General features: G+C 44.2%; 2 protein-coding genes. Both read left to right on the top strand.

Annotation, left to right across the window (positions count from 1 at the left end; genetic code table 11):
* Positions 1-62 precede the first annotated feature (62 nt).
* Positions 63-11,048 carry a lamin tail domain-containing protein gene (locus IPO27_10920; GenBank protein MBK8847022.1) on the top strand — a complete coding sequence of 3,662 codons (10,986 nt, stop codon included), beginning with the start codon at positions 63-65 and terminating at the stop codon, positions 11,046-11,048.
* Entirely contained in the window at positions 10,963-18,552 is a 7,590-nt protein-coding gene (locus IPO27_10915) for a T9SS type A sorting domain-containing protein (GenBank protein MBK8847021.1), read from the top strand. The genes IPO27_10920 and IPO27_10915 overlap by 86 nt, the downstream gene beginning before the upstream one ends.
* Positions 18,553-18,566 lie beyond the last annotated feature (14 nt).

The following is an 18,566-nucleotide window of genomic DNA, read 5'->3' as shown; positions in this document are numbered from 1 at the left end:
CAATAATGGATCTGTTACTTCAGGTGCAACAAATAATGTTAAAGGGATGACGGTAAAATCCATTGACTGGGACTGCGGCCGCATTATTTGCGGATATTGGCGCAACAGGTGTAGGAACCATATATTCAAGTGCATCATGGGCAGGCACTGGCACCATAAATTTAGCATTGAATTCAACTGCTAATACAGCAATATTTGCCGCTTCAAGTGGTGCTGGTTTTATTTCTATGGGATTAGCAAGAGGCTCCACTAATACATATTTTTTCCGTGGTTGGGCAGGACCCAATCCACCGGCATTATCTGTAACTTTCACTTCTGCAGTAGCTAACGATTTGGGTCTTGTAACTCCAGCTCAACCGGTTTCACCAGTTTGCAATGGGTTACAAAATGTGTCTGTTACCATGTCAAATTCCGGATCAAGTACATGGGATTTCGGAGCTAATCCGGTTACGGTTGAGTGTTCTGTTACCGGACCCAACCCTACCACTTTCCCAGCTCAAACAATAAGTGCTGGTACCTTGGCCTCACTTGGTACACAAGTAGTAACCTTTGCTGCCGGGTCATATGATATGAGTGCTGCCGGTACATATATATTTACGTATTCCTTTAATCCTGCTCCGACAGGCGATGGTAACTCCGCAAACAATACACTGGTAATAACAGTGACCACTACCATAGGCATTACCTCTACCGCATCTCCTGCTACTATCTGCTCGGGTGATATATCTCAACTAACAACAACGGTTACCGGTAACTCAGTAGGATATTCTATCTCATCTATAGCTCATACTCCTGATGCAAGCACCTTGGTCAATGCAGGTCCTCTTGGTGACGAAGGTTCCGTTTCGGTTGCGTTGCCATTTGCATTTAATTTTAATGGTACCAATTTTACCAACGTTATATTGCATGCCAACGGACAAGTTGTAATGGGTACAACAAACACGGCAGTTAATGTTTTTAGCCCTCCAACTATTCCAAATACGGCACTACCAAATAATTGGATAGGCTTTTGGGCAGACATGGAGCCTCAAGCAGGTTCAACAAGTTGGGGAATAGTAGGTTCTGCACCCAATCGAAAGCTAATTTCACGATTTACAAATGCCAATTTCTTTAGTTTTACTCCAGGTTTATCTTATCAAATTGAATTGAATGAAACATCTAATATTGTGGATGTTTTTATTACAAGTTTATCTACCACCTCATTTAATACACGTGCCATTGGATGGGAAAATTCAGGAGGAACCGCAGGCGGTACTCCTCCGGGTCGTAATACTGGCACCTGGTCAACCTCAAATGAAGGCTGGAGATTTTCACCCGCCTTACCTCCAACCTTTGCCTGGTCGCCTTCAACAGGCCTAAGCTCAACGTCAATTTCAAATCCAACAGTTGATGGATCTTTAATTCCAGTAGGAACAACGGTTTATACCATCACTGTAACCGACCCTACAACTGGTTGTTTGGCAACAAGAAGTGTAAGCATTACCAATAACGGAATAGGTAATGCAGCTCCAACCACTACCAGTGCAACTCAATGTCCGGGTGTTCCGGCAACATTGTTAGCCTCTGGTGCCAATACATTAAATTGGTATGACTCACAGGTTGGTGGTACTCTGGTAAATACAGGTCCATCCTGGACTCAAACATTCCCCGCTACCTTTACCTATTGGGTATCTAGCGATAATGGCGTGTGCCCGAGCCAACGTGTTCCGGTTACTGTTACCTTACCTACACTGCCTCCATTATTTACTACTATATCTAAAACCACCATGTGTAGCGGTGACACCGCCTCGCTAACTGCTACTTCTCAAACTATATCATCTTATTCAGAGATATTTGTTGGTGGTGGTTCAACTATTACCCAATGCCAGGCTTGGGATAATTTCCTTGCTGCAATAAATCCGTCAACGGTTTCAAGCATTAAAATGTTCGGAGACCAAAATGCAGTAGCAATAACCGGACGTGAGGTTACAAACGCTGTTACGGCCCAGGCTATTGCCACGGCCTTAAAAAACAGGGCTTCAGGAACATTCCCTGCTGCCGATGGCGCGAATACATGGATTGTATCTAATGGATCTTGTGGCAGCGGTTGTGGTGCTGTCCCTGCAACAGTAGAACTGTCATCTGACGGAACCAGCTGCTCGTGTGTTAGTCCAGGATGGTCTATTCGCCCAAACTTAACAGGATTCAATTCAGGAGGTATAAACGTTTCTACTTGTGGCGCACCAACTAGCCTTGTGGCTTTAAGCATAACTAATGGTACCGCCTTCCCATCATATGCATGGGCGCCAGCTACAGGGTTAAGTAGTTCTACCGTTTCTAATCCTGTTATTGATGGAAGTGCATTACCTATTGGAATAACCGTTTATACGGTTACTGTTACAGACCCAACATCGGGTTGTACTATAACAGCAACAGCTTCTATTGATATACTTGTCACAGGAAATGCAGCACCTACAACGGTTAGTGCAACACAATGCCCGGGCATTCCGGCAACGTTAACTGCAACTGGTGCAGCCACCTTAAATTGGTATGATTCGGAAGTTGGAGGAACAATTGTTAACACCGGATCAACATGGACGCAAGCTTTCCCTGCTACATTTACTTATTGGGTTAGTAGTGATAATGGAATTTGCCCTAGCCAGCGTGTTCCTGTTACTGTTACCTTAGTGAATACTATTCCTATGGTAGCTAACACTACAAAATCGACAATTTGTTCTGGTGATACAGCCACATTATCAGTATTAGCTGGAAGTATAAGCTTATATTCTGAAACGTTTGTCGGTAATGGTGCAACTACAACTCAATGTCAGAATTGGGATAACTTCCTTGCTGCTATTAATCCATCATTTGTTAACTCAATAAAAATGTATGGAGATCAGAACCCGGTTGCAATTACAGGGCGTACTGTGACCAATGTTGCAACTGCTCAAGCAATAGCTACCGCATTAAAGAATAGAACTACTAGCACATTTGCTGCTGCTGATGGCATTAATACCTGGATTGTTAACGCTGCATCATGCGGCAGTGGCTGCGGAGCAACACCTGCCACGGTTGAATTAACCTCTGATGGTTCAACGTGTTCTTGTATTGATCCGGGATGGTCTATTCGCCCTAATTTAACAGGTTTTAACTCAGGCGGTATTAACATTGGAACCTGCAATGGAATTACAAATCAGGTTAATCTTGAAATTTCAACTTTGCAGGCATTGCCAAGTGTTACTTGGGCTCCGGCAACCGGTTTGAGCTGCACAACTTGTGCTAATCCAATATGTTCTGCAACTTCAACAACAACCTATACCGTAACAAGTACAGATCCGAATAACGGCTGTACCATTACTGCAACGGTAACTGTTAATGTTAATCCTTCTCCTACAACACCTACACTTGACAGCACCAATAGTATTTTCTGTGGTTGCGGATCAGCAAATATTTTTGCCCAGACGGTTGCTCCGGCCACTTCAATTAATTGGTACTCGACTCCAACCGGAGGCACATCGGTAGGTAATACCCCAATAGATGGATTAACAGCTTTTGTTACTCCTTATTCTTGTGGTGTGCAAACGTGGTATGCCGAAGCCGTTACGGCTGATGGTTGCGGATCAATAAGATTGCCAGTAACTATTACGCCATTTACACCAGACCCCATAACTGTAAGTAACGATACATTAATATGTAATGGCGCAGGCCCTCTTACATTGACAGTTTCTTCTTCCAATACTAATTATGCATATTCATGGTCTCCGGCAGCTGGTTTATCCGCTACAACCGGCACTTCGGTAATTGCAAGCCCAACAGTGACCACAGATTATATAATTGTGGCATTTGATCCTACATCCGGATGCTTAAATCAGGATACAATTACAGTAGGAGTAGGGAATACGCCTTCTGTGGCACCTACAGCCAGTGCATTGAATGACGGTTGTGGAACGTTGATCACTCAATTAAATGCCAACATGGTACCTGGTACTCCACCTATAGCAGTTAATGCTATTATAGGTACAGGCACAACGCAAAATGGATCGACATCTGAGCCGGCACCGTACGGTAATTTTTGGGGAACCAACAAAACCCAAATGTTAATACTTGCATCTGAATTATCAGCAGCTGGTTTAATACCAGGGTCAAGCTTAAATGGTGTTTCGTTTGATGTTGTAAGTACAAATGGTACTGCTCCATTACCTAACTGGACCATCTATTTGGGCCACACCAATGCTACTACGCTAACTGGTGGCACTTGGCTTCCTGTAACTCAGGTTCTAAATCCGGCAACATATGTACCCGTTGTTGGTACTAATCCACACACATTCTCATCTGCTTTTACTTGGGATGGAGTGTCAAATTTAGTAGTTCAAACTTGTTTCAATACTGGCGGATCGTTTACAAGCAATTGTACGTTTAATCAAACAAATACATCTTTCACTTCATCGCATTGGGTTAGACAAGACCCTGGTGATGCTTGTGTTGAGACAACATTTACAAGTACTGCTTCCACAAGACCTAATATGGTTTTTTCTGCCAACAACGCAGGTGTACCGGTAAATATTACCTGGTCGCCAGCTGCGGGTTTAAGCAGCACCACGAGTGCAAATCCTATAGCAACTGTTTCGAGTTCAACGACCTATACCGTGGTTGCAACCGAAAGTTCTTCTGGATGTTCGGCCTCAGCTACAATTACGATAGTACCATTTGCTGTTCCACCGGCACCCGTTACAGTTAACGATACGGTTTGCGGTATTTCACCGGGAACATTAACTGCAACAGCTACCAATGGCGGAACCTTAATTTGGATTCCGGACTCAACAAGCGGAGAGGTATTGACTACCGGTCCATCATACACCACCACCGTAGGTTCTACTACCACATTTTATGTGTATGAGCAAGATCCATTAGCAACTACTACCAACGTAGGTTTAACAACCACCGCACCCGGAGCAACAGCATTTGCCAGTTCAGCCGGAAATTATCAGACCTTTGATGTAACAGCAAGTACCGGAATAATAATCAATACAGTTGATATTGTTCCATCATTTGCAACGCCATTAAGCACTCCAATAACAATTCAGTTGGAAGATAATTTAGGTAATATATTGGCAACCGCATCAGCTATTACAACTGTTGCAGGTGCTACACAAACTATTCCACTTGGATTTGTGGTTCCTCAGGGTACAGGATACAGACTTCGCCCTGCTCAAAATCCTAATTTACAATATCATCAGTCAGGATTCACTAATCCTTATACGATACCTAATGTAGTTTCCATTACCGGATGGGATGGTGGAGCAACATTATATGTATTCTTCTATAACTGGAGTGTTACTTATGGTTGCAACGGTCCAAAGTCGGCTGTTACCTTAGTTGTAAATCCCCCACCGCCATTAACTATCACACCGGGCGGTTCAACTACCTTCTGCAATAGCGGTTCAGTATTGCTTACTGCTGGTGGAGATCCTTCTTGGGTTAACTTTAGTTGGTCTCCGGCCACAGGGTTAAATCAAACAACAGGTTCAACAGTTACTTCAACATTAAATATTCCCGGAAAATATACATATACGGTTACAGCAGACGATGGTCTCCCTGGAGGTTGTGTTGATACGCAGTCAGTATCAATTGAGGTTTTCCCGGCACCTTTTGTAAATGTTTCTGCATCACCATTTGATTCTATATGTATTGGTTATTCATTCCAACTAAATGCTACTGCCGGGTCATCGAGTTTTAAGCAACTTGGAAACGGTACCAATCCGGTTAACAATACAGCCGATGTATTTAACGGTGGTAATGCCAACGTTAGAACACAAATTTTGTACACCGCTGCCGAGTTGAATGCGGCAGGCTTAGTAGGCCCAACTAATATATTAACTATGGGCTTCCAGGTAGCAAATAAGTTGAGCACAGGTATCTATTCTGGATTTACAATTCAAATGGCGCATACCGGAACGGCTCCACCGCTATTTGGAACATACCTAACTCCTACATTTACCAATGTGTTTACAGGAAACATTTCAACTACTGTTGGATGGAATGATTTTACCCTTACGACTGCATTTCCATGGGACGGTGTCTCAAATATTATTGTAGATATTTGTAATGGCAATGGCCCTCCATTCGGCTTCGATCAGGTATTTTGCACACCTACCTCTTTAAATCAAACAATAGGAATAGCTTTTCTTGGATGTACCGCACCAAATGGAACAGCAACATTAAATCGTCCAAATGCCCGTTTTACCGGAGGAACCGTATCATATTCATGGACCCCTGCATCTGAAATTACAAGTACTTCTGTTTCCAATCCTGTATTTACTGCTGTAACTGATGGACCTAAAACATATACAGTAACGGTTACCGATCCGGCAACCGGTTGTACAGCAACTGGAAGTGTAAGCTTTATAGCCAGCACTACGCCAAAAGTTCCGGTTATTGTATTTGATGGTGATTCTTCAATATGTAATTCGGGTTCTGTTACTCTTTCAATAACTAACTCTAACGGTAATTATCAATGGCAAAGTTCGCCTGATGGAATTAATTTTACAGACATAGCTGCGGCAACCAACTTGTCATATACCAGTCCGGTACTATTTAACGACATCTATTATCGTGCTTTTGTTCATTGTGGCGACACTTCTTACTCGAATGTATTATTTGTAAAAGTGCATAACCCTATGATTACTGCAACTATAAATGATACCGTTTGCGGACAGGGAACAGTAACCTTAATAGCGTCTTCAAATAATGGTTATCCTATCAGATGGTATAATCAGTCTAACGCTATTGTGCACTATGGAGATACTTTTACAACCTTTGTAAATGCAACTTCTAATTTCTTTGTTGAAGCAGTAGTTGACACAAGTGTGCAAGGAACTTGCTTCAAAATTGCCGAGGTTATTAAATTTAACGGTGGTCAAGGAACCGGATTTGGCGGAGTGCTTAACGATGGATCCGGACAGGATTTTATCGAATTTATGAATATGGCAACCTCACCACGCAATATGGGTGGATTTAAGGTAGAAAGAATTGGTAATTCTCCTTTCACCTTCGTAATTCCTGCAGGACAGATTATTCCATCAGGAGGCGTGTTAACGCTTCATATGGGTACTCCAGGCCAGGCAGACGATCCTGTAAATCATCACTTTAATACAGGTGGTATTACTGATGCAACATTTTCCGGTGCTTCCGAAGCCTATATTTTACGCGATGCATCTGATAATATAATAGATGTAGTGTCAGTTAACCTGTTTAACCCAATTGGGGTAGCATCAGGTTTCCCCGGAGCACCAACGGTAACTTCAGCAGATTGGACATATAACGGCACAACCTTAGATAATTTAGGCGGTTTAGGTGGTTGTATCCGTATTAGTTCTGACAATAATCAGTCAAGCGATTGGGCTGCATCAACTGGCCCTCCTACCATAAATATGGGTGCCGCAAATCCTCAATTGTTACCTTTTGTTGCCCCTTGTGGCGAATGTACCTCAATAAGAGATACGGTAACTGCAATAGTAACTGCTCCACCTACCTTTGCTATAGTATCATCAAACGATACCCTATGCGAAGGAAATTGTGCAACTTTGAGTGTTAATGCTGCCGGTTTATTGGCATATCAAAATTTTGAGTGGACTCCTTCATCTGGATTGAGCGCAACAACCGGAAGCAGCGTGCAAGTATGCCCTACGGCCAATACAACATATACAGTAACAGCTTATGATGCTATAGCAGGATGTATAGGTACAGCAACCCGAGTGGTTACAGTAAATCCGGCACCAATTTTAACAAGTATATCTGCCACTCCGTTGGCTATGTGTTTAGGTGATTCAGCTCAAATTACTGCAGTTGTTCCTGTGCCATCGCTCGACTATCAAGTAACTGCTATACCATTTGTACCTCTCTCGCCTGTAGGAGCACCAAACAATGGCCCATCAGGTGATGATGTAATCACAGGTCCTTTCCCAATTGGATTTAGTTTCCCATTTTATGGGGTAAATAAGACGGATGTATTTATCAGCACTAATGGTTTTATATCTTTCAATCCATTTTCCGGCAACGGCTGCTGTTCAGGAGCTTTCCTTCCTTCTCCCGGATTTAATCCAAATGATCTGATTGCTTTAGCCTGGAATGATTTGAATGCAGGTTTTGGAAGCATCACTCATTTTAACTTAACAGCACCCAATCGTTTTGTAATTCAATATACCGGAGTTCCACATTTTGGTGGCGGTGGTGTCCCAGTGACTGGTCAAATTGTACTATTTCAATCAGGTGAAATTCAAATCTTTACTAATGCTGTTACATCTGATGGAAGCAGTCAAACACAAGGAGTGATGAATGATGTGGGAACTTTAGGCACAGCATCACCTGGTTTTAATTCGACCCCGTTTACAGCTACTAATACAGGGTTCAGTTTTGTTATTCCTCCGCCTACATCTATTTCATGGTCGCCTGCAGCAGGCTTAAGCTCCACAACCGTAGCAGATCCGATAGCGAAACCTGTGGCTACAACGACTTACACATTAACTCTCACAAATAATAATACTGGTTGTACAACGACTGATTCAGTTGAAATTGTTGTTTCGCCTTTCCCCACACCAGTCATTACTCCAGGCGATACGCTTGCATGTGTTAACGCTATAACAAACTACTATGTATATGCTGTTGATACGGGTGCTTATGCTGCTGGTTATCCTCCAGGAACTACCTTTGATTGGGGGGATCTTAATGGCCCTATAGCTGATAAAGATAGCGCCATTGTAGGCCCTGCTGAATTATTAAGCGGTTTGGTATCGGTAACTGTTACACTTCCTCTGGCCTTAGGTGGATGTATTGGTTATTCAAATACGATCACATTAAATTTCCAGGAACCACAAACTCAAGTTTTCTTGTCTCAGGACAGTGTAGATGGCTGTACGCCAAACTCTGGCTGTGTTTATGTTGAGAATATTAGTGGCAATGGACCTTTCCGTTATGTATGGGTTGACCAAAATGGTGATACTATTAAAAATGTGGTTTCTGCTAATAGTGTTTCTGGCCCTTATGATACGGATGGAGACTTGATTTTGGATGATTTTGATGGAAACCCTGGTCCTGATATTTACACAATTTATTCCGACACTGTATGTGGACTCCAAGTTGGTAACTACACAGTTTATGTTTCTACCAATGCAAGTTCTTCTTATCCTCCTCCTTCTTGTGTTGCCACGGCTTCAATTGATTTAGGTCGTAAGAGATGTCTAAATATTACTGATCCGTGCGTTTGTACCAATAATATTGATGCTGGATTTAGAAGCAATCCAACAGATGGACAGTTCAGTGAGTTAATTACACTTTATGGTGGGTCTAGTCCATGGTCATTGGTTTCATTAACTACATCATCAGGGCGCCCGACATCAAATGTTGCAGCACCTGTTTGCACCGGTGATAATACCCTTGAGACAGTAGCAGTATCAAGCGCTGATATTATTGAACATATAGCAAATGATAGCTCAACACTGACATTCTATATGTTTGATGGCGACAGCTATAATGCCTTATTCATGGATGCAAATGGAGATACGATAAGTATTACAGGTGGCGGATGTAATTATCCCCCAATGCCGATTGCTGATGTTACTGTTTCAATATGCTCTGACAGCACCCAATTGAATGTTCAGGATATGGTGTTCCCTGGTGGAGTAGATCCTAGTATTTCTATTCAGTGGTACGAAGATTCAACTTGCACAGCCAATCCATTATCTTACAGTGCATTATCAGATATTCCGACTAACTATCCCGATATTTATGATGCATATAATCCAGGACCAAATGGCATTGGATACACAGTTTATCACTTCTATGTAGCCGCTGATTCAGTAGCTGATCCAACTTGCGAAGGTGCTCGATCTATGGTTTCAGTACTTTCAAATAATGTTGTTGCTGAAATTACTTCTATAACTAATGTAAATTGTTATGGTGAGGCAACAGGTGCAGTTGATATGACAATGATTAATGGTACTGCGCCATTTACTTATGAATGGAGCAATGGTACAACCGATGAAGATCTTTCAAATGTTGTGGCAAGTACGTATACACTTACAGTTACTGATTCATTAGGTTGTCAATTTATTACTGCAATAGAGATTCTCGAGAACCCGGCATTTGCTATAGGTAAAACAATAAGCCCTAATTTATGTCACGGTGATAGTACAGGACAGATTGCAGTATATGTTAGTGGTGCGGTATCACCCTACACCTATCAATGGAGCAATGGCGCCACCACCGCCATCAACAATTATTTGACTGCAGGCACATATACACTTACAGTAACAGATAGTTTAGGATGCGATACGATCATGACCTTCTACATATTCGAGCCTAACATGTTAGATAAGAATTTCACGATTACCCAACCATTATGTGCTGGCCAAACAGGTAGCATAAATATCACAGCCTTTGGCGGCACGCCATGGAGCGGTGCAGGCATACACGCAGCAGGCTACGACTATAGCCTTGATGGTGGAGCAGTTCAAAGCAGTGGCTTGTTTACAGGCATAAGCTCAGGTACTCACACGGTATTAATTACGGATAGCAACGGCTGTAATCTGGCAGTTGTATTTACCATCACAGCTCCGGCACCACTTATTTGTGGTGGCAGCGTAAGCAATACGATGTGCAACGGAGGCAGCGATGGAATGATAACGAGCAACATAACCGGAGGCACCGCCCCCTATACATACAGTTGGAGCACGGGTGCTACTACCCAAACAATAGGAGGCCTAGCGGCAGGTGCGTATACAGTAACGGTAACTGATGCCAATGGATGTACCATGAGTTGCACGTATAATATAGTAGAGCCACCTGCCATAACCTTTACCTTAGTTGTTTGCGATAATATCAAATGTTATGGTGGCAATGATGGCAAGGCATGTTTAAATAATGTAGTAGGAGGCACGGCCCCATATACCTACCAGTGGAATACGATTCCAGCACAGACTACCGCCAATGCAAACCGGCCTAACGGCAGGAACATGGACGTTAACCATTACCGATGCCATGGGATGCATGACAATCGGTTCGGTAACAATTAGCCAACCATCGGCACCACTGGCATTAAGTGGCGTAGTAACCAATGTAGGATGTAACGGAGGCAACACCGGAGCTGTTAACCTGACCATATCAGGTGGCACAGCGGGCTATACAGTATTATGGAGCACCGGAGCCACAACCGAAGACATCAGTGGTTTATCAGCGGGAACCTATACGGTAACTGTTACTGATGCTAATGGATGTACGGTAAGCACCAATACGACCTACACCGTAGGACAGTCAGCCGCTATAGCCCTCAGCCTTGCAACCAACAATGTGAGTTGTAATGGAGGAGGCAATGGCAGTATAACCGCCACAGCTACCGGAGGTAGTGGAGCATATAGCTATAGTTGGAGCAATGGAGCTAGTACGGCCACCATCATCAATCTGGCAGCCGGTATTTATACAGTAACGGTAACAGATGGAAGTGGATGTACACAGAGTACAAGTGCCACCATCATAGAGCCAAGCGCCTTAAGTTGCATTTGCAATGCAAGTGTAACCAATGTAAGCTGCTTTGGTGGCAGCAATGGCAGTGTAACAGCACAACCCATAGGCGGTACCCCACCTTATGGATTTGTATGGAGCAATGGCGCATTAACACAAACGATCAACAATTTAACAGCAGGAACGTATACCGTAACCATAACGGATGCCAACGGCTGTACCAAAGTGGGCACGGCCACGGTAACGCAGCCATCACAATTATTTGTGTTTGTTAACGGTACCAATCCGGCATGTAACGGAGCTAACAGCGGATCGGCAACGGCCATCGCCATAGGAGGTGCAGCACCATACAGCTATAGCTGGAACACGGTACCAGTAAAGACCACAGCCATCGCAACCGGCTTAGGCGTAGGAACGTATACAGTTACCATAACGGATGCCAACGGATGTACGGCAACCGCGAGCGTGACTTTAACAGCGCCACCGTCCTTGAATGTAACGAGCAAGAAGACCAATGTAAGCTGCCATGGCGGTAGCAACGGAACCATAACGGTAGTACCAACAGGTGGAACAGCACCATATAGTTACTTATGGAGCAATGGAAAAACAACGAAGTTTGTAATAGGCCTTGCAGCAGGAACGTATACCGTAACAGTAACAGATGCAGGAGGATGTACCAAGACATTGAGCGTAGTAATTACCCAACCAAGTGCCTTGTTGGCTTTGTATACTGTAACCAATGTAAGTTGTAATGGTGGCAGCAATGGCGCCATCGACTTAAGCGTAACAGGAGGCACCCCGGGCTATACCTACTTATGGAGCACAGGAGCCACGACACAGGATATTACGGGAGTAATGGCAGGCATGTATAATGTGACCATAAAGGATAAGCGCGGATGTATAAGCAATGCGATGGTTGTAATAACCCAGGCCAATGCAATGATTGTAAGCATCACACCAAAGAATCCAAAATGTAATGGAGCGGCAAACGGACAGGCAACGGCAAGCGTTTCGGGAGGTGTAACACCATATAGCTATTCATGGAGCAGCGGTCAAACCACCGCCTCAGCTACTGGCCTAGCGGCAGGAACCTATACCGTAACCATAACTGATGCCAACGGATGTACCAAGACACAGAGTGTAACGTTAACACAGCCAGCAGTATTAAGTTGCAGTGCAAACGTATTGCAAACGATAACATGTAATGGAGGTCTTGGCAAGATAGGCGTAACTGTAACAGGCGGCACGCCAGGTTACACATATACCTGGAATACCGTACCGGTAGCCACTACCGCGATAGTAAACAATGTAGGAGCAGGCACGTATACGGTGATCGTAAAAGACAAGAACAACTGTACAACCAGTTGCAGTGTGACGTTAAGTCAGCCGGCAGCCATAACCTGCGATCCATTGACCATCACAGCGGTAAGTTGTAATGGAGGTAACGATGGAACAGCTACTGTTTCAGGAGTAACAGGAGGCACCGGCCCATATACTTACTTGTGGAATACCAGTGTTGCCCAAACTACAGCAACAGCTACAGGATTAAGTGCAGGTACTTATACCGTAACCATAACTGATGCCAATGGATGCACCAAGACCGCAAGTGTGGTTGTGACTCAGCCTACAGGAATAATGGCAGCGTTTACCACAACCCAACCTACGTGTCAAACGGGAATAGGCACCGCCACAGTAACAGCAAGCGGAGGCACCATGCCTTACAGCTATTTGTGGAGTGATGGTCAAACAACAGCCACCGCTGTTAACTTGCCAGCAGGTACCTACAGTGTAACAGTAACGGATGCCAATGGATGTACCGCACAACTTACAGGAATTATCATTAATCAGGGCAGCACGATAACAGCCAATCCATTAACAGGAGTAAATGTATTATGTAATGGAGGTAATAACGGCAGCGCAACTATTAGCGGCATTACCGGAGGTACAGCACCTTACAGCATCAGTTGGAATACGGTACCAGGCCAGGGCACGATGACCGCCACGGGCTTAACGGCTGGGACCTATACAGTAACCGTTACTGATGCACAAGGATGTATATATACGGCAAGTATAGAAATTACAGAACCACTAACCCCTGTAACTGCAAGTATCCCTACTGTTGTACCAATCACCTGTACAGGTGGTGGCACAGCAAGTGCTACGGCACAGGGAGCAGGAGGCACTCCGGCTTACACATACCTTTGGAGTGACGGACAAACAGGTGCAACCGCCACAGGACTTGTGCCTGGCGGATATATCGTAACAGTAACAGACGCTAATGGATGCACAGCTACAGCCAGTTTAACCATAACAGCACCGGGTAGTCTGGTATTAAATATTAGTGGAACAAATGTATTATGTAATGGAGGCACAAGCGGCACGGCAACCGTGGTAGCAAGTGTTGGTCCATCCCCTTATGCATATTTATGGAGCAATGGACAAACTGATGCTACGGCCACCGGCCTTGCAGCAGGAACATATACCGTAACGGTAACAGATGACGCAGGCTGTACAGCTTCGATTGATATTGAAATAGATGAGCCAAGTGCAATGATTACGACTACTTCACAAACGAATGTAAATTGCAATGGTGCAAGTACCGGTAGCGCCACAGTAAATGTAATTGGAGGAACACCGGGCTATACCTATAGTTGGAGTAATGGTCAATCTAATGCATCAGCAACTGGTTTGGCAGCAGGTACTTACACGGTAACTGTAACAGATGCAAATGCATGTACTACCCAAACAAGTGTCACCATAACCGAACCAACAGTTTTGGTTATTGCGCCAAGTCAGGTTGACATTGCTTGTAACGGAGCCAATACAGGAAGCGCAACTGCAGCAATAAGCGGAGGAACCGCCCCTTATAACTACCTATGGAGCAATGGTCAGATGGGTGCAACCGCTACCGGTTTAACAGCCGGTACATATACTGTAACCGTAACGGATTACAAAGGTTGTACTACCACCATGAGCTATACGATACTAAACTCTACAAGTATTGTAGTAAACCCAACGCAGACACCTATTTTATGTAACGGTGGTACAAGTGTATTGCTTGTGAGCCCAACAGGCGGAACAGGCCCATATACTTATAGCTGGAGTCAGGATCCAGGCAATACTACCAATACGGCTACGGTACCTGCAGGCGTTTATTATGTAACCATAACAGATAGTTTGGGTTGTAGTGTAACGTATTGCTTTGTAGTAAATCAACCTGCAGCAGTACAATGTGCAATTAGCAGTACAGGAGTAAGTTGTAACGGTGGAAGTACCGGTACGGCAACTGCCAATGCAATAGGCGGTACCGCTCCATATACCTACAGTTGGAGCAACAGCGCATCTACTGGCAGCATTAGTGGATTAGCATCAGGCACATATACTGTGACTGTGACAGATGCTAATGGATGTAGCAGCACTTGCAGCATCGTTATTGTTGAGCCAATGGCATTAAGTGTAGGCACCAGCAATACAAATGTAACCTGTAACAATCCAACCGGCACCGCAGTAGCGGTAGTAGGAGGTGGAACACCACCTTATACCTATAGCTGGAGCAATGGAGCAACTACGAGTGCCATCACCGGTCTTGCAGCAGGAACGTATACGGTTACTATAAATGATGCAAATGGTTGCGGACCAATAACTGCAACGGCAGTTATTAATGCTCCAACACCAGTTACATGTACAGCCAGTGTAACACAAAATGTAAGTTGCAGTGGTTATCATGATGGGCAAGCTACGGTAGTACCCGCAGGCGGAAATGGAGTATATAATGTAATTTGGAACACAGCTCCTGCACAAACTACGCTAACGGCTACAGGACTTGGAGCAGGAACATATCAAGTAACAGTATTTGATGGTGATGGTTGTAGCAGTGTTTGTACAGTCATAGTAACTGAGCCAAGCCCATTGATTTATAGCTTTACTACAGGAGGTCCTGTGTGTCAGGGTGGAAACAATGGAACAGCAACCATAACTCCGGTAGGAGGTACGCCATTCACCATTGGCAATGCATATATTTACTTATGGAGCAATGGCCAAACTACTCAGACTGCAAGCGGCTTGAGTGCAGGGGCAGTGTATGTTACCGTAACTGATAGTATGGGTTGTAACGTTCAGGTTGCCATTATCATGTCACAAAGTGCAGCACTTAATTGCAACACAGTTTGCACGCCTACTGCTTGCGGACAGGCAATAGGAACTGCAACAGTTAATGTATTTGGAGGCACACCACCGTATGTATACCAATGGAGTAATGGAGGAACCAACGCAATTAATACAGGCTTAACAGCAGGTGTTTATACTGTTTTAATTACCGATAATCAAGGATGTACTACTTCTTGTACAGCGTTTGTTGGTCAACCGGCATCCATACAGTTTACCTTGAGTGCAGTTAATCCATTATGCAACGGAGGAAATGGAACGTTATCAATCACTAATCTGAATGGTGGCAGTGCTCCTTACACCTATGCTTGGAGTAATAGTATGACTACTACTTCGATTACGGCCGGTGCAGGAATCTATGCTGTAACTGTAACTGACAGCAGTGGATGTACAGCAAGCTTAAGCGGAACGATAACTCAGCCAGCCTTATTAGAAGCTACAGCTACAGCAGTAAATGTAAGTTGTAATGGAATGATGGATGGCAGCATAAGCATAGCAGTGACCGGAGGAACAGCGCCATACAGTTATGCATGGAACACAGGAGCAAGCTTAAGCTATATTGTAAATACCGGAGCAGGAATGTATACCGTAACGGTAACCGATGCTAATGGATGTACCGTAACCGCATCAGGAGAGATAATAGAACCGGCAGTACTGGATACAATAAGCACTTCGAGCGTTAACTCAACTTGCGGATTGTGCAATGGCGAAGGAACGGTAAATGTTACGGGAGGAACAATGCCATACAGTTACTTGTGGAGCAGCGGTCAGACTGGCCAAACTGCTACCGGCTTATGTCCAGGTAATAACTTTGTAACTGTAACTGATGCCAACGGATGTGTAATAAGCGTATGTGTGAAGGTTACAGATAACGGTGGCTTTACCGCTAGTTTGAATAGCCCAACCTATGCAGGCGGATATAACATCCGTTGTAATGGAGGTTTGGATGGTAGCATTAACCTGACCACCAATCCACTAGGCACTTACACGTATACATGGAGTACCGGAGCAACAACTGAAGACTTGATGGGTATTGGAGTAGGTATCTATACAGTAACAGTAAGTAATGGAACATGTACACAAACAGTAAGTATTACCTTAACGCAGCCTGCAGCATTAGCTGTAACTGCTAGTGGTACCAATGCAAGTTGTAATGGAAATAGCAATGGTACTGCAACGGCTACGGTAAGTGGCGGAACTATGCCATACGGTTATATGTGGAGTAACGGTCAAACTACTCAAACAGCAACAGGCTTGATGGGTGGAATATATACGGTGACCGTAACAGACGCGAACGGATGTACTGCCACGGCAAGCTATGAAGTTACAGCTCCGGCAAGCGGACTTAACATTACCGAAACGCATGTAAATCCAGCTTGCAACGGTGGCAGCAATGGTAGTATTAACATTACCGTAACCGGAGGTTCGGCCCCATATACTTACATATGGACAGGCGGAGCTACTACCGAAGACCGCACTGGCCTGCCAGCAGGACCACATACCGTAACGGTTACAGATGCCAATGGATGTACCATCACCTTATGTGTAGTGTTAACGCAACCTAACGCTATCGTATTGAGCCAAAGCTGTACTAATACTACTTGCAATAATGGAAGCAACGGTGCATCAAGTGTAGCCGCAGCAGGTGGAAGTGCGCCATACACTTATGTGTGGAATACTTTTGCTACAAGCAGTAGCATTAGCAACTTGCCTCCGGGTACGTATACCGTAACGGTAACAGATGCAAACGGTTGCAGTAACAGCAGCAGTTGTGTAATAACAGCACCAACGTCAATTGTTGTAGTTGTTGATAGCACAAGCAATGTAACCAACTATGGAGGTAACAATGGAGCAGCATACATTAGCGTAAGCGGTGGAGGCGGTACTTACACGTATCAGTGGAATACCATACCAGTAAGGACCACTCAAGATGTAATCGGATTAACCGCAGGAACATTCCAGGTAACGGTAACGGATGCAAGTGGATGCTTAACCCAAGCAACAGTAACGATTACTCAGCCACCTTTCTTGTGTAGCAATGGTACACCATTCCATACTGAGTTCCCGAATCCTGGTACATATGGAAATGCAGTAGGTTGGACAACACCGGCCGCAGGCAATAACATAGGTACTTACCTGACTAACCATTTCCCGGCCGCATTCCCGGCTAGTTTGGTTGTAGGTGGCGGTTGCGGTGGAAGCAAGACTCTTACCTTAAGCAGCTCTACGGCAGTGCGCAATTTCTTAACCGGTCAACCTGCAACAGGTGGTGCATTACAGTTAAGCTCTAACCTGAACAACCCAACAAGTGGCTCGTTTAACAGTTCGTTTGCAGCATTGGTAGTGAGCTTGAAACTAAGTGTGGTATTTGATGCATACGATCCGAACTTTGCGCCTGTGCCAACAGTAACATTAGGTGACCTAATATATGGTACAGCGCCATTTGCTGGTATGACTGTAACGCAAGTATTAAACGAAGCTAATAAGAAACTTGGTGCATGTTCAAGTCCTTATACATCTGCGCAGTGTAGTACAGCGGTATGGAATATATTGAGAGCATGGGCCGGTGGTATACAAGGTAGCACTTCAAGTATGTTAACTTGCCCTGCACCTCCAAAGATTACCAGCGACATCGTAAGCACTACCGGTATGGTAACTATTTATCCTAATCCAGGAGAAGGAATGGTGAATATGAACTTTGAAGCGACTGAAGATGGTACAGTACGCGTAACTGTGTATGATAACATTGGCCGAGTGGTATTTAATTTAGAGGAAGCAGCCTTTGCAGGTAATAACACACGTTTGTATAACATGACTCAGTTTGCAGCCGGAATGTATCTAGTAAACGTTCAGTTGAATGGTATGACTGAAACTGTAAGGTTTATTAAGAAGTAGTTTTAAGTAAAGAA

This window comes from Bacteroidota bacterium (genome assembly GCA_016714535.1).
Classification (GTDB): Bacteria; Bacteroidota; Bacteroidia; order AKYH767-A; family OLB10; genus JADKFV01.
Note: the sequence above shows the minus strand (reverse complement) of the source record. Positions and strands in the feature narration are given on the sequence as shown.

Excerpts from the sequence above, each read along its gene's own strand:
- IPO27_10915 (MBK8847021.1), top strand. The coding sequence starts at position 10,963 with ATGCAAACCGGCCTAACGGCAGGAACATGGACGTTAACCATTACCGAT.